The organism is Acidilutibacter cellobiosedens (genome assembly GCF_004103715.1).
GTDB lineage: Bacteria > Bacillota > Clostridia > Tissierellales > Acidilutibacteraceae > Acidilutibacter > Acidilutibacter cellobiosedens.
This window is the reverse complement of sequence record NZ_CP035282.1, coordinates 3,349,584-3,369,415: the sequence shown is the minus strand read 5'-3', so window position 1 is coordinate 3,369,415 and position 19,832 is coordinate 3,349,584. Positions and strand designations below refer to the sequence as shown.

The following is a 19,832-nucleotide window of genomic DNA, read 5'->3' as shown; positions in this document are numbered from 1 at the left end:
TCTTCTGGGTCTACTGAATTTCCCTTACTTCGTTTTTTTCATCTACCCCAGTAGCAACAGCTACTTCACCTACAATTTCATTTATACATTTTGTTATTGTAGGTATTAATTCTTTAGAGGCTACGCCATCATATACATCATCACGAGTAAATTGACCCTTAAATATTTCTACAATAAAATCAACCATAGTGTCTAATTCTTCAGGGGACATATCATTAAAATTTACTTTCTTTGATATTTCAAGAGTTCTTCTTAGCATTCGAGCTGAGATAAAATTAGAAACAAAGGTTTTTTCTTTATCGTTTATTAAAAGTTTAATCTCCATAAAAATTCTCCTTTTATTCTAGTATTTTTGTACCTTGAAATGTAAGAAGGGCAAGGGATAAATTTACCTTAGCCTTATCCACATCTCTTTGAGTAGCATTATTATTATTTGCTACTATTTGTGCATCATCTATTGCATTACTAAAGACTTCATAAGCTTCTTCTGGATATTTTCCAATTTCAGTTCCAATATTTGCTGTTTCCAATACATTTTGTGCAACTCCTATTGCTGATAATAGTTCGGATTTATCAGCAGGGGAGAGGGGAGGGCTATCAATTGGAACTTCACTAAACCATGAATTTGCTCCTGTAAATTCTAAACTATCTTCATCTGCAGTCCTTTTCCAATCCCCATCATAATTTCTAGGCATAAAGGTAAACTTAATAACAGGTGTTTTATGTTCCACATTATCCTTTTTTGTAGTAAAATCTTCACCCATGGGTTGTGCTACACCTTTAAGTAGCCACACATATCTGTATTTTCCACCTTTTCTAAGGGATTTAAATCCAAGTGCAAGGTAGGGAGGAGTATCATCTTTATTCTCGATCAAGATTCCATTCTCATATTTATTTCCAAGTACCTTGGCCCTAGTTTTAAGTGGAAGATCTGCTGTTTCAATTTCAACTTCTATTTTCCCAAGGGCAGATATTGACTCCCATAATTGATCATCAGCATATAATTCCTGTGTATTAACATTTGGGTTTATCTTTGCATTAATTGCACCTAAAATTTCTTCAACATCATAGTAACTAACCTCAGATTTAGTATCTCTTTCAAGTATTGCAAAATGTATATCTTTTAATCCATATTGGCTCATTTTTCGACCTCCTTTAAAAATCTCATTACTTTATGGTAAACCTTAGTATCTTTTTCATATAAATCAAAGTATCTTTGTTTTATAAAATTGGCTGCTAGCATACTTTGGTGTACTTCTTTTGCTAAATTAGTATAGTCTGTTTTAGACCATATATCTATTTGAATAAAATATCCTGTGATAATCTCCTTATCATCAGAGTGGAGAGTAGGCCTATCTAAATATGTGAAAAAGGTGATATAAGGGTATTTTTCAGACTTTGATGTTTGAAAGGATACTGGTACTTTAATTCCATTAAGTGCAGTTATTATTTCATTATTTATGTTCATAGTCCTAATCCTTTCTTGATTTCTTCTACAATTACTTTTTCAGCTTCTTCTCTTGAATTTTCATAACCTCTACTTATAAATGGATTTGCATCCATATTAGTAGTTCCAAATTCTAAGAAAGCAGCATAATACTCATCTTTACCTGGTCCAACTTCTACTTTTTTTACACCATCTTTAGTTTTCACCCTAGATACAGTAATATTTTCCTTTAACTTTCCTGTTCTTACGGGTACTTCGTTTACTATGGATTCTTTAACTATATTTCCAGCTTCCTTTAAGGCTGTGTTTTCAATCCTAGATCCTTTTTGTCCTAATTTATCTAACTCATTTAGTAAATTTTCCATTCCATCTACTTCAAGCTTAGCCACTTAAATCAACCTCCATAGCTTTTATTTCAATAAATTTATTTCTGTATTTAATATTGTCTATGGATGTAATATTGTAATATTTATCTTTAAATGATATTCTCATAGCTGTGTCAATTCCAGGAAGATACCTAATAGTGAACTTAACTGTATTTTCCATTTGGATAGCTGCAGCATCAAAATATTCTCTTCCATGAAGATTAGAAACCCCTGCCCATACTGTTTTAAAAGGGATCCATTCTTCAACTTCAAAGCCATTTTCATTAACAGTTAACTTTAATTCTTGAAGGGTTATTCTCTTGTTTAAAGAACCTATTTCCATAGAATCACCAGCTTTCCTTACGAAGATTACCAAGAATTAGTTTCATAATCTCAATGGTTTCAGAAATATTACCACTTTCATTTTTCATATAGTAGTAGGAGCCTTCTCTTTTCTCATACATATTAGCAACGCAGTAGAGGATAGCTTGTTTTACCAATTTTGGTGTTTCTTCAAATTCAGATAGGGGAAACCTTAGTATTTCCTCACAGATTTCCTCTGCTGTAAGAATAAAAGAAGTGATGAGTGTATCTTCCTCATCACTATCTATTTTTAAATATAGTTTTGCTTCATCTAAAGTTATTACCATACACCCATCACCTTGCCATTATTTTATTTCCATTAATCCTGCGTACTTAAGCTTTTCTAGTAAAGAATTAAAGTCAGCCTTTAAATCGGCAATGGTAGTAGCTGTACTTTCCTCTTGAAATTCTGCCCTAATTAAGGGTTTGCCATTTAAAAGAAGTACTCCTTCTTCAGTTATTTCAAGTATTCCATTAACAACCCATTTTTCACTGCCTTGTTCTTTGTAGTTTTTTACATTACTCATATTCATCACCTAGGCTTTCATTTGTAATACTTTTATAGCTTCAGGAAGGATTAACTTTCCATCAACTCTCTGGCTTGCTTTAAATCCAATTTGTCCTGTTACAGCATAAAGCTCATTAAGTCTTTGGAAAGATCTGCCTTGTCTATCAGCTATCCAGTAATATGAAAAGTCTCCAAAAGCTATAGGCTTTGCACCTGCTGCTAAACCAGGAACATAAGAGGAAGTTTTAACTGGTCTATTAAGAATTGTATCTGGTTCGCCTGCAGTGATAGAAGGTTGCCAGATATATTGACCATTTCCATCTTTAAGCTTTCTAATTTCCTTCACAGTAGAATCATTCATTATAAAAGTAGCTTTTTTCCTATATGGAGATTTTAAGGAATAGAATAAATCTATTATCTCATCAATTTTAATGGTTGATTGAGTGGATGCTGTTGTTCCTACACCTGCACCACCTGTATTATTGAATATTCCAGTAGGTCTACCTGTTCCATTTCCAATTAAAAATGCTTCTTCTTCAGCTGAACCAATCCTTCTAGCGAACTCTTTAGCAATGTATGATTCTAAATTAAATACACTGTCATTTAGAAGTTCTTCTGATATTTTAATTATTGTTGCTAATTTAAAAGCACCTATTGAAATTTGTCCAAAACTATCGTCAGACTCTGGAATTGGTGCTTCTTCATCTACCCACGATGCATTACCTTTTGAAGCTACTACTGGAATTTTCCTATCTCCTGAGGATGTGTTAATTATTGTAGCTAGTGTCCTAAATATATTTTCTTCTAATAAGCCTTCAACTAAAGTTTTTTCAAATTCATCTGGTACTAAATATCCACCTTCGCTATCTGTTCCAATTTTAAGAGAATTTCTTATCTCAGGTGTAGGGTTATTTCTCATGGTGTTCCAGAAAGCTTTTTTATACTCATCAGAAGCTCGGCCTTTCTTTTCTTCTCCAATATTGTTATTAGGGGTGTTGAAGAGTGGGGAAGAGGTAGGCTTTGAAAGTTCTAAATCAAGTACCGCTTGTCTTTCAAGTCTTTCTATTTCCTTACCTAAATCTACCACATCTTGTTCCATTCTTTCATAGGTAGCTGTATCTTCAGCTGAAAGAAGGCCATTTTCATTTCTTCTTGAATCTAAAAAAGCCTTGGTAGATTCCCAAAGCTTCGCTCTTTTTTCTCTTAGTTCTATTATTTTATTCAAATTAATCCCTCCATTTATTTTATTAGATTTAATCTTTTACTTAATTCTTCATAAGAAGTACCATTACTAATTGGTGGATCTTCCTTTTTAGGAAACTTATTAATTAGTGTGTTTATTACCGTTACTTTATCGAAGATAAAACCATCTTCTATTAGATTATTAGAAGGGTATTCTTCATATAAAACCTTATCTGCAAAGCCAAGTTCAACAGCTTTATTTGAACTCATCCAGGTTTCATTATCCATCATTTTAGAGATCTTATTTCTTGGTAGATTTGTTTTTACTTCATAGGCATTTATAATACTTTCCTTAACCTCAGATAGCATTTCTTTAGCCTTTACCATATCTGTTTCTTCGCCCCAAATAAGGGTAGAGGGGTTATGAATCATAAGCATGGCGACAGGGGACATTAAAATTTCATCTCCTGCCATGGCAATAACTGAAGCAGCAGAGGCAGCTAAACCATCAATCTTTACAGTAACTTTTCCCTTGTATTCTTTTAGCATATTGTAGATTTGGCTGGCAGCAAACACATCGCCACCTGGGGAGTTAATCCATACTGAAATGTCTCCATCTGATTCCATTAATTCAGCTTTAAATTTTTTAGGAGTTATATCATCATCAAACCAACTATCTTGTGCAATATATCCATCGAAATATAGGGTTCTTTCTCCTTCTTCATTTTTAATCCAGTTCCAAAACTTCTTTATTTTCATCACCTCCAGTATTTTCTTTTACAAATGCACCGACATCTTTAAGTTTAAGCATATTACCATTAACCATATATGTGTTTCCGCCTTCTTCAGAAGGGATAGGATTCAAGTTTTCTAATCTTCTAATATCATTTGGAGACATGAAACCATTCTGTATTCCTATAGAATAACCCCTCATTCTTGATTCATAATCTCCACGTAGAAGACCCTCAACTACAAAGCTTACAAAGTATTTCTGTTTTTCTTTATCTGTAAATAAAGACTTATTAATAGATTGCTCAATTCTAACCAGCCAAGGTCTAATTGTATGAACTACAAAGCTTATAGATTGATGTTCAATATTTGAAAATGTAGCCCTTTCTAAATCACCAACCAAGTGAGGGGGGACTCTAAATATCCTACATATTTCTTCTGTTTGGTATTTTCTTGTTTCTAAAAACTGTGCTTGCTCTGGTGGAATACCAATAGGGGAGAACTTCATACCTTCTTCTAAAACTGCGACTCTATGGGCATTGGATGTTCCTTGATATACAGAGTTCCAACTATCCCTAATCCTCTGTGGGTCTTTTACAATTCCAGGATGCTCTAGCACTCCACCTGGATTTGCTCCGTTAGCAAAGAACTTAGCACCATATTCTTCAGTAGCTATTGCCATTCCTATTGCATTCTTAGCCATAGCAATTGGTGAGTAGCCAATAAGGCCATCAAAGCCTAGTCCTGGAATGTGAAGGACTTCTTCTTTTCTCAAAATATAGTCATGGCCTTCTTTGTTATATACATAGTAGATTTCCCCTTTTTCACTTCTACTTACAGTCATTTTATCTGGAAGCAGGGGATAGATAGCTATGATTTTTCCTCTACCATCTCTAATTATTTGTGAATAGGAATTTCCCCATAATAAAAGATGACCCATGAGTGTTTCTCTAAACACAAATGAAGTCATCTCAGGATTAGGAGAAGAAGATAGCAGGGGATAGAGTGGATGATCCATTGCTTTTTCCTTTCCATTTTCAGTATTAATATAGGTGTGTAGTGGGAGGGAGGCTATGGTTTCAGCCAGTATCCTAACACAGGCATAAACTGCTGTTGTTTGCATAGCTGTTCTTTCGTTTACTGTTTTTCCACTGGGAGTTGAACCAAAGAAGAAGCTATAGGTAGAACCAAAGAAGGAGTTTTTTGGCCTAGCTTCCCTTTTAAATACTCTTGAAAAAATGCTAATACAATCACCTCCTTAAAATGAGCATGAAAAAGCACCTTCAAGGTGAGGGTGCTTAAAAATATCTATTTTGTGTATATAAAAGCATTAACATTTAACGTTTTATAATTTCCAGTGTTCCTTCAGTTCACATTGCACGAGGGTTATGTCAACTTTAATTATTAGATAATAGAAGAGTTTCAATCTCATTTTTGATATCTTCAAAATTATAATCAGGATAAACGTATATTAAGCTACAATTATTCTTATCACATAACATTTTTTTCTTGTTATCTCTTTTTTGTTGTTTCTTAAAAGCTTCTATTCCACCAAAATATTCAATAGGTTCGTTATGTTGTTGTCCTTGATATTCGATACCAATATTTTTCTCTGGAAAATATATATCCAAATGCTGTTTACCTAACCAAGGTGGTCTTCCATGATGGATTACCTTTTCATCAGGGAAGGCTTCTATAACTTGTTTATATAAAATAGTTTCACTTATCCAACCTTCCCCAATTTTTGGGATACCTCTTTCTTCTCTTAACAAGTTTTCACATTCTTTTGCAATTCTACTCTCTTTTTCAATAAAAGCTTCTTCTAAAATTTGAGGAATTTCTTTTTTGATAATGTAACAATCATCACTTAAAAAATCCTTTGGTACTCCACCAAATAAATATGACTTCCTGTATTTCATATAAAATAATTTTTCTTTTGCATATTCTACTTGTTCTTCAAGATAATCACGATAACTCTTATCATCATCAAAATAATTTCTTTTTTCATATGAGTATTTCTCTGGATTCTTTATTATTTTATTTAAATCTTTAATCTCTGATCTTTTATATTTTGAAATTTTTTCATGGTTCGCTTTTAGTATATGGAACCATTCTGATTTTGTTTTATAATTTTTATCTTGATATACTTTAAAGTTATCACCGGCTATATATTCTTCTAACTCCTTATAATCTTTTTCAGATAGGTTCCAAATATCAAATTTATTATAAAAATAATCTCGTATATACATTCCTTTTTCTACCTTAAAGTCCGTTAGATACATTTTAGCAGATTCTATCATCCCCTCTAAATTATTTAATCCATAATTTGTGAGAGATTTTGTATTTTTCATAACTAGAAAGAATGACTCATTTATTAAGTCTATATCATTTGATGTATTTACTTCATCGATAATTTTATCAAGACTAATCGAACTATTTAGAGTATTATCTGTTCTTAAAAAGTTTTTGATCTTGTATTCTAAGTACTTTCTATCATCTCCTACCCACAAGTAGGCATCCATCCACCAGGAAGATAAGTATGCTCTTATAGATTCATAATGGCCGTAATTTTTATACATTTTTTCAAATTCATTATTTAATTTAGTTATGTCCTTGGTTTTAATGAAATCGGCAATAATAGTATATATATAAAAAAATAAATAACTCAAAACTCCGTTTACTTCAATAAAAACATTTTTTCCATAATTACTAAGCCAATAATTATAAAACTGAATATGTTCTTTTGTGGCTTCATCGATAGTCCAGGGGAAACCTTCCCACATAGGTACATCTTTCATTATTTTATTTATGTCTAAAGAAATTTCATTCATCATGCTATCTTGATGAAATACTAATAAGTTATTTATACTATTTAAATATCTTTCTATTACTCTATCACTTGTAGTATTAACTAATCTACATATATAATTATCAATCTGTTTCTGATTCAATTCAGTTAATTTAGTACTATTAATTTCGTTATCTAATAAAAATTGAAATAGATAATTTCGGCTTATTTTATATTGTTGTAAAGTAGACTTTAAATTACCTTGCACACATTTATCAATATATTTTTCAAAATCTTCATCGGTGCTAAAATTATGTCTTTTAAGTGGTGTTAAACTGGTTTCTGCATCCTTTATATCATTTTTTGCATTAATATAATATAAACTATATATATCATCGTATTTAGGAAGGTTAGAAACATTATATTTGTGAAAATCAATAAATAAAATCCTGTTATCCTCATTAACCTCTTTCAATAGTTTTAAGTATTTAGGGCCTGTAATACCAGTACCGTAGTATTTTTCATTTTTCAAATAATCATATATTTTTTCCCAGTCAATTGTTCTCTCCCCCTTTAATTAAATATCGACATTTATTTAATTAAAGTATATCATAACTATATTATATTATTATAGAATGAGTATCCCTCTATCATCATAAACACTGCTGCCAGTATTGCCATCATTTCTTAAAGCCCTATCAAGAGCCATTATAGTAGCAACAGCACCATCAATTTTCTCACTAGACTTTTCTTTATCAGGCTTTATATTTCCAGCAGGATCAGTTCTAACAAAGATATTATCCATCATCCAGCGAAGGACAGGATGGCCACTATGAGCTAGTTTTTCTTCTAAAGTAAGTTTCATTAATTCTTTAGTAGGAGGGCTCATATCTTTAAAACCTTGACCGAATGGTACTACTGTAAAACCCATACCCTCAAGGTTCTGTGTCATTTGAATAGCTCCCCAGCGGTCAAAGGCGATTTCTCTTATATTATATTCCATACCTAATTCTTCAATAAAATTCTCTATAAATCCATAATGAACAACATTACCCTCAGTAGTTTTTATAAAACCTTGCCTTTCCCATAAATCATAATTTACATGATCTCGTCTTACTCTAAGGTCAATATTTTCTTCTGGTATCCAAAAGTAGGGGAGGATGCTATATTTATCATCTTCATCAATAGGTGGAAAGACCAAAACAAAGGCTGTAATATCAGTAGAAGAAGAAAGGTCAAGTCCACCATAGCAAACCCTACCTTTTAAATCTTCTGGGTCTACTTTAAAAGCACAGGCATCCCACTTATCCATAGGCATCCATCTAATTGCCTGTTTTACCCATTGGTTTAATCGTAACTGTCTGAAGCTGTTTTCTTCTGCAGGGTTTTGCCTTGCAGACTCGAAGGCAGCTTTAACCTTATCCATAGTAACAGTTATTCCAAGGGAAGGATTAGCTTTTTTCCAAACATTAGGGTCTGTCCAATCATCATCCATATTAGCACCATAAATAACAGGGTAGAAGGTCGGGTCAGTTTTTCTACCTTCAAGTAAATCTACAGCTTTTTGATGGACTTCCCAGCAGATACTATTTTGATTATCCCCAGCAGTAGTTATTAAAAAATAAAGAGGTTGGGTTCTAGCATCACCACTTCCTTTGGTCATAACATCGTAAAGTTTTCTATTTGGTTGAGTGTGAAGTTCATCAAATACAACACCATGTGTATTAAATCCGTGTTTATTTTTAACATCAGCAGAGAGGACTTGATATACACTTCCTGTAGGCTGATAGATTAATCTTTTCATAGAATCTAAAATCTTGACTCTTTTGGCTAGAGGAGGACACATTCTTACCATATCAGCTGCAACATTGAAAACAATAGAAGCTTGATTTCTATCAGCAGCACAGCCATAAACCTCAGCCCGTTGCTCGCCATCTCCACAGGTAAGAAGGAGAGCAATAGCTGCAGCTAATTCAGATTTTCCCATTTTCTTTGGAATTTCAACATAGGCTGTATTAAATTGGCGATATCCATTAGGTTTTATAGTTCCAAAAATATCCCTTATAATTTGTTCTTGCCAGTCTATTAATTCAAAGGGCTTTCCTGCCCATCTACCTTTAGTATGAGTAAGTGCTTGAATAAATGAAACAGCATAATCAGCGGCATCTTCATCATAGACTGAATCCTTGGCCATAAATTTAGTAGGTTTATAATCTTTCAGTTTTCTAATTAGTGCCGCCTCCTTTCTATAAGTAAAAAGAAGCCCGAAGGCCTCTTATAAAATTCTGTTTAACTTTTTTATTTCCCTATTCCTTTAAAGTTGTAATTTCCTTTTCTAATTTCTTCAATTTCTTTATCTCTGGCTTTTTTATAACTTTTATCCTTTGTTTCTTTCTCTTTACATTCCATACAGATGCAATCCTCATTAAACATAGACATTATTCTTCCGCCTTTTAAATCTTTTCCACACCTATCACAATATTTCTGACTAAAAAATTTATCCATCAAAACCGCTTCCTTCCTTTATCTTGGTAGGGTAATTGTACCAATAGCTCTATATAAAAGCCTTACAGGGCAAGCTGTGGGCCTAGATTTTAATTATTTTTGCTTATCTTAAGTGCTTCTTCAATATATTTAAAATTAAATCCAAAATACTCATAACCTTTACTTACTGCATTTAAATAATATTCACTTGGAAGGTTTAAGTTTATTCTATCTTTAATTTTATCTGTCATAATATAAACCATGGCTGTTACCACTTCGCCTGTTTTAAGTTCTACTGGTATATCTTTCTTGTAATAAAAGTTAGGGTAACCTTCATATCTATCCAGTGATAGTTCATCACTAGGATTTATATCCCAAACAACAACGGGTACTCTAGAGCCTTCTGCAGATTCTATGGTTAGGTAAGCATTATGTGGTGTACCTTTAAATAAAAGTTTGTAATCTTTTAATATTCCCATTCCATAAACCTTAGCAGTAGGACACCTGTATTTCATCTGCTCTACATTGAGATTTGAACCATAGGCTACATATAACCTTTTATCCATTCTTTATCATCCTTTCACTCGCCACAGTTTCGCCTGTGTAGGCTTTTTGTTTTAGGTTGGTACATTTTATACCCTTCTACCAGCTTAAGAGGGGTTTCCCCCTCGTGGTTTTAAGCTAGTTCTTGAAACCTCCAAGCTGCACTTCCTTCTAGGTGCTTTACTAAATGTTCCCTTGGGTTTTTGAAGTCTTCCCCAATAAATCCTATTCTGTTAAGCCAGGTTCTCATGGCGAACTTTGGGTTTTCTATCTGTGGATTTTTGCTACTGGCACTCTTTTGAGTTAAGGCTTGGTTGTTCATGGCTAGGGCCAAAAGGATGTAGGTTCTAATTTTTCCTGCGTGAAGGGTTCCGTTGAAACCCCTAAGCTCTACTGTTCCTACCCCGTTGAAAAAACTGTGTAAGTTTAGGAAGTGGTAGCGACTGTCATGGTAATGTCTACCCCTACTTGAGTAGTAGCCTTCGTACCAAATGTCCTCAATTTCTTTAAAAGTTGTAGGTTTTTTCTTGTTCATTCTTTCCACTAATTTCTCGTCTAGGGCTTTACAATATCTCATTCTGCTTGGCTCTATCTGTAGGCTTGAGTAAAGCAGGTCGTTCCTTGAGTAGATAATGTTTACAAAGTTTCTAAGGCTTCTTGGTGTATGGTCGGCTCCATTTAGGTGAATGTGTATTCCCGCAGAGCTGTTTGCAAATCCTCCAGCCTTTCTTATTTTTCTCACTAACTCTTGTAAACTCTCTATGTCTTTTTTGTAGGTTAAGATTGGGCTAACTATTTCTACACTGTATTCTCTTTCTGCTGCAACCTTTTGGCCATTTGCTTTTCTTTGGCATCTTAGGCTTCCGTCATAAACTACCTGCCAGGTTCTTCCGTCTGGTGTAGTAACCTTGTAGTTTCCGCTATCCTTTCTAATGATTCCTTCTAAATGTTCAGCTATAACTCTTGCAGCCTTTTCCCTTGTTATTCCTGTAAGTTCAATTTCAATTCCAAAGTTCCTTGTAAGCATTGTTCCTATCCCCTTCCTGTGTGTTTTTTTGTTACATACATATATCACTCAGAAAGGGATAAATAGCAAGTACTATTTTCAAAAGAAACACAGTGTTTTATACTATTTCAACATACTCAGAAATAATGGCTAGGGCCTTCATATAAGATCCAGATTCCATTATTCTTTTTATCATTTCATCGGCTTCTTCTTTTAAATTTGCTCTTTTTAAAGTTTTATAAGCGATGCCCATAAGATTAAAAACATTTCCATCTTCACCGATTAATTTACATTTAGGTTTATTCATTTTCTAGCACATCTCCATGCTCTATTATTAATTTACCTTCTTCTTCTTTAACTATTATATTATCCCCAGTTTCAAAGCCAAGTTCTAGAAGCCATTTACCTTGAAGTCTTATATAAGGAATTCTTTTAGTTGTTCCAGTAGGTGCTTCATATACTTTTAGTTTTCTTCTATTCATGGCTTTCACCTACATTTCTAAAGGCAGAGTTTCCATTGAGATTTTGTAGTAATTCTTTTCTGGTTTCCTTATATTCATCACCAATCATTCCAAGTCTCATAAGCCAGGTTCTAAAAGCATATTTTTCATTATCTGTTTCAGTTGGCTTTGATGATGCATATTTTAATTCCTTTGATTTCTCATTTAATAGTCCAAAGAATAGGGTGGCAGCTCTAACTAAATCTGTGTTTATTGTAAAAATAATATTTTCATCATCTATTTTAATATTTTGACTTACAAGAATATCTTTAAATTCCTCCATGGTTTCAGCTGCATTTAATTTTTCGACTGTTTCTTTTTCCACTAGGTTTTTATTGAGTTGAAATGATTGTTTAATAAGAGTTTGTTTGCTATAAATCATATTAATTAAAGTCTTTAATGTATTCTCACTATGACCTTCTAAAGGGATGGTTATTTCAACAGTTGTAGTTTCTTTTTCAGCTGAATTCAATATTTCTTCAAGTTTCAATTCATCACCTGCCTTTGTTAGAATTCTCCCTTCTCTGTCTATTATAAATTCCCCGACTTGGTAGTTAAAGTTTGGTACTCCTAGATATTTTGGTTTTACTCCTAAGTGTTCACCTAGGATTTTAACTAATTCTTTTCTATCCACTCTAATCCCTCCAAATAATGTAGTTGTACCATATATCACTCAAAGGGATGTAAATAGCAAGTTATATTTAAATATTGGCCGAGGTAATGTTCGAAAGCTTTCTTTAAAGGGCACACAGGGCAAACTGTGGCCTTGATTATTTAGGAGTTTCTTTAGATTTTGAGTTTTTAATAGAATTGGCAATCTCATAGGCCACATTTACAGTAACTGCATTTCCAGCTTGTTTATATAGTTGGGCATCAGAGTTTAATTCTTTAGCCTTTTCAAATAATTCATCTGGAAACCCTTGAAGTCTAAAGCATTCCTTTGGTGTAAGCCTTCTAATTCTGCAGTCTTTAGTTAAAGTTCCTTGCATACAAGATGTGTCAAGAGTTTGTGCTACACCTTTTCCAACCCTTCCTCTTCTTGTTTTGCTATTAGGGTAAGCTAAACTTATACCATCTCCAAGGCAAGCCTTGGCATATCCTTTTTTAGTTCCGTTTCTAACTTTAATTACAGGACTTTCTAAAACAGCACTATTAGATGCAGTTCTATTTACTATTCCTGCAGTATATCTTGAAGTTATACATCTTGAGTTTTCTGTAATTTTTGTCTTAGTATTGGATTGATCTATAAAGTAAAGTCCAGTTTTTCCACCCCAGCCACCACCATTTCCAGTAAGGGTGCAGGATATTCCTTTGGGGTCTAATAGTCTATCACCTTGGCATCCACCTATAATTTGCTTAATAGCTGATTGGTTTTCTCCTTCGATAGGTAATATTTTTCGTCTACCTCTGTTTCTAAGATATCCAATAATGAATACTCTTTCTCGGTTTTGGGGGACTCCAAAGTCTTTAGAGTTAAGCACTTGCCAGATTGCATCATACCCAGCTTGGGAAACTTGATGGAGATATTCTGTAAAATCGAATCCTCTGTGACTTGATAGAAGTCCTTTAACATTTTCAAGGACAATGAATGTGGGTTTATCTTTTTCATCTTTACTTTTGAGGAGTTCAATGAATTTAAAAAAGAGACCACTTCGGTCTCCTGATAATCCTTTTCTTTGTCCTGCAATTGAAACATCCTGGCAAGGAGTTCCTCCACACCAAATATCTGCATATGGGATTTCTTCTGATTTGATTTTTGTAATGTCATCCCTAAACCACTCTCCTTCTGTATCAAACATGGCTCTATATGAATTAACTGCAAATTTGTCTTTTTCACAAAAGCCTATACATTTAAATCCAGCTTGTTCAAATCCTAGCCTAAAACCGCCAACTCCTGCAAAGAAGTCTATGAAGGTTAATTCCTTATGCTTCATTTAGAACACCTTCTATATCTTTATATTTAATCTTCTCTCCATTTCTAATTAAATAAACTTCTTCATGGGAGCCGACTTGCTCAATATATCTTTTAACAATTACATCTGTATATTTTTCATCAAGTTCAATTATATGGCAAATCCTATCTGTTTGCTCGCAGGCAATAAGTGTACTTCCAGAACCTCCGAAGGGGTCGAGAACAATACAATTAGTCAAACTTGAATTTAAAATAGGGTAGGCTATAAGTGCCACTGGCTTCATAGTTGGATGGTCTTTGTTTCTTTTGGGCTTTTCAAATTCCCAAATGGTGGTTTGTTTTCTATCAGAGTACCAATTATGCTTACCTTTCTTTTTCCATCCAAAGAGAACTGGTTCGTGTTGCCATTGGTAAGGAGAGCGACCCAAAACTAAGGATTGCTTTTTCCATATACAAGTTCCAGAAAGATAAAAACCAGCCTCAGAGAATGCCTTTCTAAAATTTAAGCCTTCGGTATCTGCATGGAATACATAAATAGAAGCATCTTTTGCCATCACACTTTCCATACCTTGAAAGGAAGCAAGCAGAAAGTTGTAAAAGGCATCATTCTCCATATTGTCATTTTTAATTTTTCCAGCACTTCCTTCATAATTAACATTATAGGGTGGGTCTGTAACTGTTAGGTTTGCTAGTTTGCCATCCATTAAATCTTCGTAGGTTTTAGGGTTGGTACTATCACCACAGATAAGCCTGTGATTGCCAAGAAGCCATAAATCACCAAGCTTTGAAATGGCAGTTTTTTTAAGTTCTTCTTCTATATCAAAATTATCTTCTTTAATATTATCCTTTAGCGAATCTTTAAAAAGGTCATCTAGTTCAGCAGGGTCAAAGCCTGTAAGTGAGACATCAAAATCTACTCCTTGTAAATCTGTAATTAAAAGCATTAATTTATCCTTATCCCAATCACCGCTTACTTTATTAAGAGCAATATTTAATGCCTTTTCATTTTCTGCATCTATATCTACTACAACACAATCTATTTCAGTTTTGCCAAGCTCCACTAATATTTTAAATCGTTGATGACCACCTATGATATTTCCAGTTCTTTTATTCCACAGAACTGGTTCAACATATCCAAAGGTAAGAATAGAGTTTTTTAATTTTTCATATTCGGGGTCTCCAGGCTTTAAATCTTTCCTTGGATTATATGGAGCAGGATTAAGCTTATCAACACTAATTTTTTCTATCTGCATATTTTTCCACCGCCTTTTTTAATTCATTGTATTTATCAACATTTTCCCAAGGGAATAAGGGGCTATTGAAATGTCCATAAGTGGAAGTATCAGAATAATGTATATCCCTAAGCCTTAGGTTTTCAATAATTGCTGCAGGTTTTAAATTAAATACTTCCTCTGCAGCAAGGGTTAATATTTCATCGGGAACTTTACTAGTTCCAAAGGTATTAATTGAAAAAGCAACTGGATTTGCTTTCCCAATGGCATAAGAAAGAGCGACTTCACATTTATCTGCAAAATCGCTCCATATTATATGTTTCGCTATATATCTAGCCATATAAGCACCACTTCTATCAACTTTGGTTGGATCTTTCCCACAAAGAGCACCGCCACCGTGGGAGGCAAGGCCACCGTAGGTATCAACCATTAGCTTTCTTCCTGTTAAACCTGTATCAGCAGTAGGTCCACCAATAACAAATCTGCCAGAAGGGTTTATTAATATTTCAGTATCATCATCAAAAGGAAAATCTTCAAAAGCAGGGTAGAGGACAAGATTTAAAATTTCTTTTTTTAATTCCTCATAAGATTTATCTTTATGGTGATGGATAGATATAACTATAGTTTTTACTCTTACTGGTTTATCCCTATCGTATTCTACAGTAACCTGAGCTTTACCATCTGGAAAGATTCCCTTTATTAATTTATCCTTTCTTGCCTTATCAAGTCTTTTTACAATTCTATGAGATAAGACAAGAGGGAGGGGAAGCATCTCTTTAGTTTCATTTGTCGCATAACCATACATAGTCCCTTGATCCCCAGCACCAATTAAGCTATATGGATCCTTTTCGCCATTTCTTATTTCAATGGCATTATCTACTCCAGCAGCAATATCAGCACTTTGATTATTTAAAAATACATAAATTGAAAACTTACGAGGGTTATATCCTACATCTTTTAAAGTTCGTCTAACAATGTATTTAATATCTAGTTTTTCGCTACAGGTGATTTCGCCCGCCACGATAATTTTTCCTTTGGTTGCCATTACCTCACAAGCTACCCTAGAAGATTTATCTTTTCTAAAAGCCGCATCTAAAATATTATCAGCAATTAAATCGCATAGCTTATCAGGATGACCAATACATACACTTTCAGCTGTTAACTGTTTTTTCATTTTATACCTCCAATTATTTATTATTTCTAGCAGTAAGAAGTCTTTCCATAACATTATCTTGAGGATTTGCGCCAGAATATTCGGCTAGAGAATTTTCCTTTACAATCTGGAATATCTCAAGCCATAACCTATTAGTTTGGGCCATATAGTTTTGTCCCATAGCAACATATGGACTTTGAATAGCATTTCCAGTTGTAGGATGCTTTGCTAGAAATCCAAATTCAGTTATAGCTTCCTCGCATTGAATCCATCTAGCTACACTCATGGCATACCTTTCTAAAAGCTGAGGGGATACGAGGGAGGAACAACCTCTTTCATGTAGCCATTTCCAAGTGTCTCTAAAAACTTCACCAGCAACTAAGGTTTTACCATCCTTTTGAATAGCCTCTAGCATCTTATTTGGCTCTGGCATTTCTTCACCTTCTAGGTCTGCTGTATTTTTAAATTCCATAACTGTAAGGGCTCTGCCACCAGGATTTCCTTCAGCGATTTTATCTGCTAGTGGTTTCTTTTTAGCCCCTGCTCCAATACGAGCACCACCTCTATTAGTACCGTCTTTTGCCATATATTAAAACACCTCACTTTTTTGCTGCCCTATTCCCCCCTTTGAAACTGCATTTTTTTACACGGAACTCCCCGCCGCTGTCCAGGATGCTTAGTTCTAGAGATTTACTACCCCCACCTGTCACCGCTCTTGGCTGTTATGCTTGAGTGGCAGCTCTTGCATAGACTCATTAGGTTAGAGAAGTCATTGCTTCCACCTTTGGATAGGGGGAGGATATGATGGACTTCTTCAGCCTTAGTTAGTCGGCCATGTTTCTCACATTCTTCGCAGAGGGGGTGAAGTTTAATATATCTGTCCCTAATCCGCTTCCAAGACCTACCATACCTTTTGTTTGACTCTGGGTCCCGCTGGTACTTGTTGTAGTTCCTGTTCATCAAACTATTATGTTCTTCACAGTACCTATCATCGGTTAGGATAGGACACCCAGGATAGGAACAAGGTCTCTTAGGTTTCCTTGGCATTGAATCACCTCGATTTTTTAAATAAAAAAACCTCCACAGATTTTCCCGTGAAGGTTTTAAATATATTTTCCTAATTATAATAATATCATAAAAGGCTAATGCAAAATAGTGAAATTCACTGCAAAGTTTTTATTGGGGGAATTTCTTTTAAAGCTGCACCATGTAAATTATAAATATTTCTAACACTATAACCCATCTCAACAGCAATTTCCTCCCATGTTTTAAAGCAGAGGTAACGAAGTTCTAAAACCATTTGATGCTCTGAATTAGGAACAACCTTAACTATATTTACTATATTTTTCTTTAAATCTACTAATTCATCAATGTCTTTATTAATCTCATTCTGTAAATCTATAATCTTACAGATTACATCTTCCATTTTAGAAGTTGTCCCACTTGGATTCTTTGGCATATCTGATAGGGTAGAAGTGGCTTTCATAGCCAATTCATTAAGTGAAGCCACTTGTTCAAGTTTACTGTTTATCCTTTGGTCTAGCCTATAGGCCTTACTTAAATATTCTTTTGCTGTCATTATATGACCTCCTCATTAAGCTTTTTTATAAGGAATTCTGGGCCTATATCAGTAAGCACGGAGTACCATTTAGAGTGAAAAAACCGTTCAATTTCATTCTTTGTATGCTGCAAATAGTTACTATTTGGATGCTTTTTTAGTTTTTTTAATACATCCCTATAATCTTTAACTGCTGTAATAACAATGGCATTTGCTAAATCTTCATATTTATCATCCATTTTTATTTCCTCCAGTCTGTAGATTTACTTTAACAGCATTTATTAAAGCGGATTGGATATCATCTTTACCTTGAAGTGCTTTCATTACCTGTTCATCAATAGTATCTTTTGATAATAGGTGGTGGATAACAACGGTGTCTGTTTGCCCTTGCCTCCAGAGTCTTGCATTGGTTTGCTGATATAACTCTAGACTCCAGGTAAGGCCAAACCATATAAGAGTGGAGCCACCAGTTTGTAGATTAAGCCCATGTCCAGCAGAAGCAGGGTGGATAAGAGCTATTGGTATTTGTCCATTGTTCCATCTTTTAATGGAATCGGATGTATTAAGGCTTTCTACTTTAAACCTTTTAGTAATTCTTGCTAAGTCATGTTTAAACCAATAGGCTATTAAAACAGGTTTACCATTGGCAGCTTCAATCAAATCTTCTAAAGCATCTAGCTTTCTATCGTGAATGTGTATCACGTTTTGGTTATCATCATAAACAGCTCCATTTGCCATTTGAAGAAGTTTGTTAGAAAGAGCTGCAGCATTAGAAGCAGTGATTTCATCTTCATCAATAGTTGCCACTAAATCTTTTTTCATTGTATCTAGGGTCTTAATTTCTTTTTCAGAAAGATTAACTTCTACCTTATTTACAATTAAGTCTGGAAGTTTAAGATAATCAGACCCTTTCATACTGATGGTTATATCTGAAATCTTTTTATATATAGCTTTTTCAGCACCAAGCTTTGGCTTATATGAAAAGATAATTTGCTGATTTCTTTTATCAGGGACAAAATATTCTTCTCTATATTTTCCAATGAATTTACCAAGTCTTTCTCCCATATCTAAAAGCCTAAATTCAGCCCATAAATCCATAAGTCCATTAGATGCTGGGGTTCCAGTAAGTCCTACAATCCTTTTAATCTTTGGTCTTACTTTCATTAAGGAACGGAAGCGTTTGGCCTGGTGATTTTTAAAGGATGAAAGTTCATCAATAATTACTGTGTCAAAGTCAAAGGGGAGAGAGCTATCTTCTATAAGCCACTTTACATTTTCACGATTTATAATATAAATATCTGCTTTTTCCATTAAAGCTGATATTCTTTTCTTTTCACTTCCTATGGCAATAGAATATTTTAAATCTTTTAGGTGATTCCATTTTTCAATTTCTGCAGGCCATGTATCCCTGGCAACCCGAAGTGGTGCTATAACTAAAACCTTATGTGCATCAAAGCTATCAAATAACAAATTATTTAAAGCTGTAAGAGTTAGAACTGTTTTTCCTAACCTAAGCCCATATCCAAAAATATAGCTGAGATAGGCTTACTTTCAATATATTCAGTAGCATATCTCTGATAATCATGGGGTATGAACTTCATTTGGCATCACCTCCTAGGATTTCTTCAATTATTTCTTTTATTTGCTTTTCATCATCAAGGACAAAAACTTTAAAACCTAATTTCTTCAAAAGATTATGTCTTGACACTTGAAGGGGTCTAGGCTTTTCACCTTGTCTTTTAACTTCTACAAACCCAATCTTTCTTTTAGGAAGAAGGATAAGTCTATCAGGCATTCCAGCAAATCCAGGACAAGAAAGCTTTAAACATAGACCCTTTAATAATTTAATTTCTTTTACAAGCTTTTGTTCGATTGCTTTTTCTTTCATAGACATTCACCTTGCTAAATATTTTAATGATGAATTTCAAATTTGATTTATATCTCCAAACCCTTTATTCATCAGTGTTTGGGGGAGTTAGATTCATCAGTAATTTTTGTAGGTATGTAGATCAATGAAGGTTACCTATATAACTTATATATATATTTTTATATTTTATTTTTA

27 protein-coding genes are annotated in these 19,832 nt (G+C 33.9%); all 27 read right to left on the bottom strand.

Going from position 1 to position 19,832, the window contains the following annotated elements:
- Window positions 1-10 precede the first annotated feature (10 nt).
- The 27 genes from gpG to EQM13_RS16180 all read right to left on the bottom strand — a co-directional run bounded on the left by gpG (window position 11) and on the right by EQM13_RS16180 (window position 19,658).
- Window positions 11-325 carry a phage tail assembly chaperone G gene (gene gpG / locus EQM13_RS16310; RefSeq protein ID WP_128753249.1) on the bottom strand — a complete coding sequence of 105 codons (315 nt, stop codon included), beginning with the start codon at window positions 323-325 and terminating at the stop codon, window positions 11-13.
- Window positions 326-338: 13 nt separating this feature from the next.
- Window positions 339-1,142 carry a major tail protein gene (locus tag EQM13_RS16305; protein ID WP_128753248.1) on the bottom strand — a complete coding sequence of 268 codons (804 nt, stop codon included), beginning with the start codon at window positions 1,140-1,142 and terminating at the stop codon, window positions 339-341.
- Window positions 1,139-1,468: a hypothetical protein gene (locus EQM13_RS16300; protein WP_128753247.1), complete on the bottom strand. Its 330-nt coding sequence runs from the start codon at window positions 1,466-1,468 to the stop codon at window positions 1,139-1,141. The genes EQM13_RS16305 and EQM13_RS16300 overlap by 4 nt, the downstream gene beginning before the upstream one ends.
- Window positions 1,465-1,836 (bottom strand): HK97-gp10 family putative phage morphogenesis protein, encoded by a 372-nt coding sequence (locus tag EQM13_RS16295; RefSeq protein WP_128753246.1) that lies wholly within the window; start codon window positions 1,834-1,836, stop codon window positions 1,465-1,467. The genes EQM13_RS16300 and EQM13_RS16295 overlap by 4 nt, the downstream gene beginning before the upstream one ends.
- Window positions 1,829-2,155 carry a phage head closure protein gene (locus tag EQM13_RS16290; protein ID WP_128753245.1) on the bottom strand — a complete coding sequence of 109 codons (327 nt, stop codon included), beginning with the start codon at window positions 2,153-2,155 and terminating at the stop codon, window positions 1,829-1,831. The genes EQM13_RS16295 and EQM13_RS16290 overlap by 8 nt, the downstream gene beginning before the upstream one ends.
- A gap of 4 nt (window positions 2,156-2,159) precedes the next feature.
- On the bottom strand, window positions 2,160-2,462 hold the full coding sequence (locus tag EQM13_RS16285) for a head-tail connector protein (RefSeq protein WP_128753244.1): 303 nt from the start codon (window positions 2,460-2,462) through the stop codon (window positions 2,160-2,162).
- Window positions 2,463-2,480: 18 nt separating this feature from the next.
- Window positions 2,481-2,702, bottom strand: a complete 222-nt coding sequence (locus tag EQM13_RS16280) for a Head fiber protein (protein WP_128753243.1) — start codon at window positions 2,700-2,702, stop codon at window positions 2,481-2,483.
- 9 nt (window positions 2,703-2,711) lie between these two features.
- Entirely contained in the window at window positions 2,712-3,908 is a 1,197-nt protein-coding gene (locus tag EQM13_RS16275) for a phage major capsid protein (protein ID WP_128753242.1), read from the bottom strand.
- 14 nt (window positions 3,909-3,922) lie between these two features.
- Window positions 3,923-4,624: a head maturation protease, ClpP-related gene (locus tag EQM13_RS16270; RefSeq protein WP_128753241.1), complete on the bottom strand. Its 702-nt coding sequence runs from the start codon at window positions 4,622-4,624 to the stop codon at window positions 3,923-3,925.
- The gene (locus EQM13_RS16265; RefSeq protein ID WP_320054954.1) at window positions 4,593-5,834 is read right to left on the bottom strand and encodes a phage portal protein; all 1,242 of its coding nucleotides are present in this window, start codon (window positions 5,832-5,834) and stop codon (window positions 4,593-4,595) included. The genes EQM13_RS16270 and EQM13_RS16265 overlap by 32 nt, the downstream gene beginning before the upstream one ends.
- Window positions 5,835-5,991: 157 nt before the next feature.
- Window positions 5,992-7,914 carry a hypothetical protein gene (locus tag EQM13_RS16260; protein ID WP_128753239.1) on the bottom strand — a complete coding sequence of 641 codons (1,923 nt, stop codon included), beginning with the start codon at window positions 7,912-7,914 and terminating at the stop codon, window positions 5,992-5,994.
- A 96-nt stretch (window positions 7,915-8,010) separates the two neighbouring features.
- Window positions 8,011-9,576 (bottom strand): terminase large subunit, encoded by a 1,566-nt coding sequence (locus tag EQM13_RS16255; RefSeq protein ID WP_206172734.1) that lies wholly within the window; start codon window positions 9,574-9,576, stop codon window positions 8,011-8,013.
- 104 nt (window positions 9,577-9,680) lie between these two features.
- On the bottom strand, window positions 9,681-9,887 hold the full coding sequence (locus EQM13_RS16250; protein WP_128753237.1) for a gamma-glutamylcyclotransferase: 207 nt from the start codon (window positions 9,885-9,887) through the stop codon (window positions 9,681-9,683).
- An 89-nt stretch (window positions 9,888-9,976) separates the two neighbouring features.
- Window positions 9,977-10,432: a gamma-glutamylcyclotransferase family protein gene (locus EQM13_RS16245; RefSeq protein ID WP_128753236.1), complete on the bottom strand. Its 456-nt coding sequence runs from the start codon at window positions 10,430-10,432 to the stop codon at window positions 9,977-9,979.
- Window positions 10,433-10,542: 110 nt separating this feature from the next.
- The gene (locus tag EQM13_RS16240) at window positions 10,543-11,436 is read right to left on the bottom strand and encodes an amidoligase family protein (protein ID WP_128753235.1); all 894 of its coding nucleotides are present in this window, start codon (window positions 11,434-11,436) and stop codon (window positions 10,543-10,545) included.
- A 97-nt stretch (window positions 11,437-11,533) separates the two neighbouring features.
- Window positions 11,534-11,722 carry a hypothetical protein gene (locus EQM13_RS16235; protein WP_128753234.1) on the bottom strand — a complete coding sequence of 63 codons (189 nt, stop codon included), beginning with the start codon at window positions 11,720-11,722 and terminating at the stop codon, window positions 11,534-11,536.
- The gene (locus tag EQM13_RS16230) at window positions 11,715-11,897 is read right to left on the bottom strand and encodes a SymE family type I addiction module toxin (RefSeq protein ID WP_128753233.1); all 183 of its coding nucleotides are present in this window, start codon (window positions 11,895-11,897) and stop codon (window positions 11,715-11,717) included. Before EQM13_RS16230 ends, EQM13_RS16235 begins: the two co-directional genes overlap by 8 nt.
- Window positions 11,890-12,549 (bottom strand): virulence-related protein, encoded by a 660-nt coding sequence (locus EQM13_RS16225; protein WP_128753232.1) that lies wholly within the window; start codon window positions 12,547-12,549, stop codon window positions 11,890-11,892. Before EQM13_RS16225 ends, EQM13_RS16230 begins: the two co-directional genes overlap by 8 nt.
- 136 nt (window positions 12,550-12,685) lie before the next feature.
- Window positions 12,686-13,849, bottom strand: coding sequence for a DNA cytosine methyltransferase (locus EQM13_RS16220; RefSeq protein ID WP_128753231.1), 1,164 nt, complete (start codon window positions 13,847-13,849; stop codon window positions 12,686-12,688).
- A complete protein-coding gene (locus EQM13_RS16215) occupies window positions 13,839-15,080 on the bottom strand; it encodes a site-specific DNA-methyltransferase (protein ID WP_128753230.1) in 1,242 nt (413 codons plus the stop codon). The genes EQM13_RS16220 and EQM13_RS16215 overlap by 11 nt, the downstream gene beginning before the upstream one ends.
- Window positions 15,061-16,233 carry a methionine adenosyltransferase gene (metK, locus tag EQM13_RS16210; protein ID WP_128753229.1) on the bottom strand — a complete coding sequence of 391 codons (1,173 nt, stop codon included), beginning with the start codon at window positions 16,231-16,233 and terminating at the stop codon, window positions 15,061-15,063. The genes EQM13_RS16215 and metK overlap by 20 nt, the downstream gene beginning before the upstream one ends.
- 13 nt (window positions 16,234-16,246) lie before the next feature.
- A complete protein-coding gene (locus EQM13_RS16205; protein WP_128753228.1) occupies window positions 16,247-16,798 on the bottom strand; it encodes a P27 family phage terminase small subunit in 552 nt (183 codons plus the stop codon).
- A 107-nt stretch (window positions 16,799-16,905) separates the two neighbouring features.
- A complete protein-coding gene (locus tag EQM13_RS16200; protein WP_454665261.1) occupies window positions 16,906-17,172 on the bottom strand; it encodes an HNH endonuclease in 267 nt (88 codons plus the stop codon).
- 202 nt (window positions 17,173-17,374) lie between these two features.
- On the bottom strand, window positions 17,375-17,791 hold the full coding sequence (locus EQM13_RS16195) for a DUF1492 domain-containing protein (RefSeq protein WP_128753226.1): 417 nt from the start codon (window positions 17,789-17,791) through the stop codon (window positions 17,375-17,377).
- Complete coding sequence (locus EQM13_RS16190) at window positions 17,791-18,009, bottom strand: hypothetical protein (RefSeq protein ID WP_128753225.1); 219 nt, start codon at window positions 18,007-18,009, stop codon at window positions 17,791-17,793. The genes EQM13_RS16195 and EQM13_RS16190 overlap by 1 nt, the downstream gene beginning before the upstream one ends.
- Entirely contained in the window at window positions 18,002-19,240 is a 1,239-nt protein-coding gene (locus EQM13_RS16185) for an SNF2-related protein (protein WP_454665255.1), read from the bottom strand. The genes EQM13_RS16190 and EQM13_RS16185 overlap by 8 nt, the downstream gene beginning before the upstream one ends.
- Before the next feature lie 127 nt (window positions 19,241-19,367).
- The gene (locus tag EQM13_RS16180) at window positions 19,368-19,658 is read right to left on the bottom strand and encodes a VRR-NUC domain-containing protein (protein WP_128753224.1); all 291 of its coding nucleotides are present in this window, start codon (window positions 19,656-19,658) and stop codon (window positions 19,368-19,370) included.
- Between the last annotated feature and the right edge of the window lie 174 nt (window positions 19,659-19,832).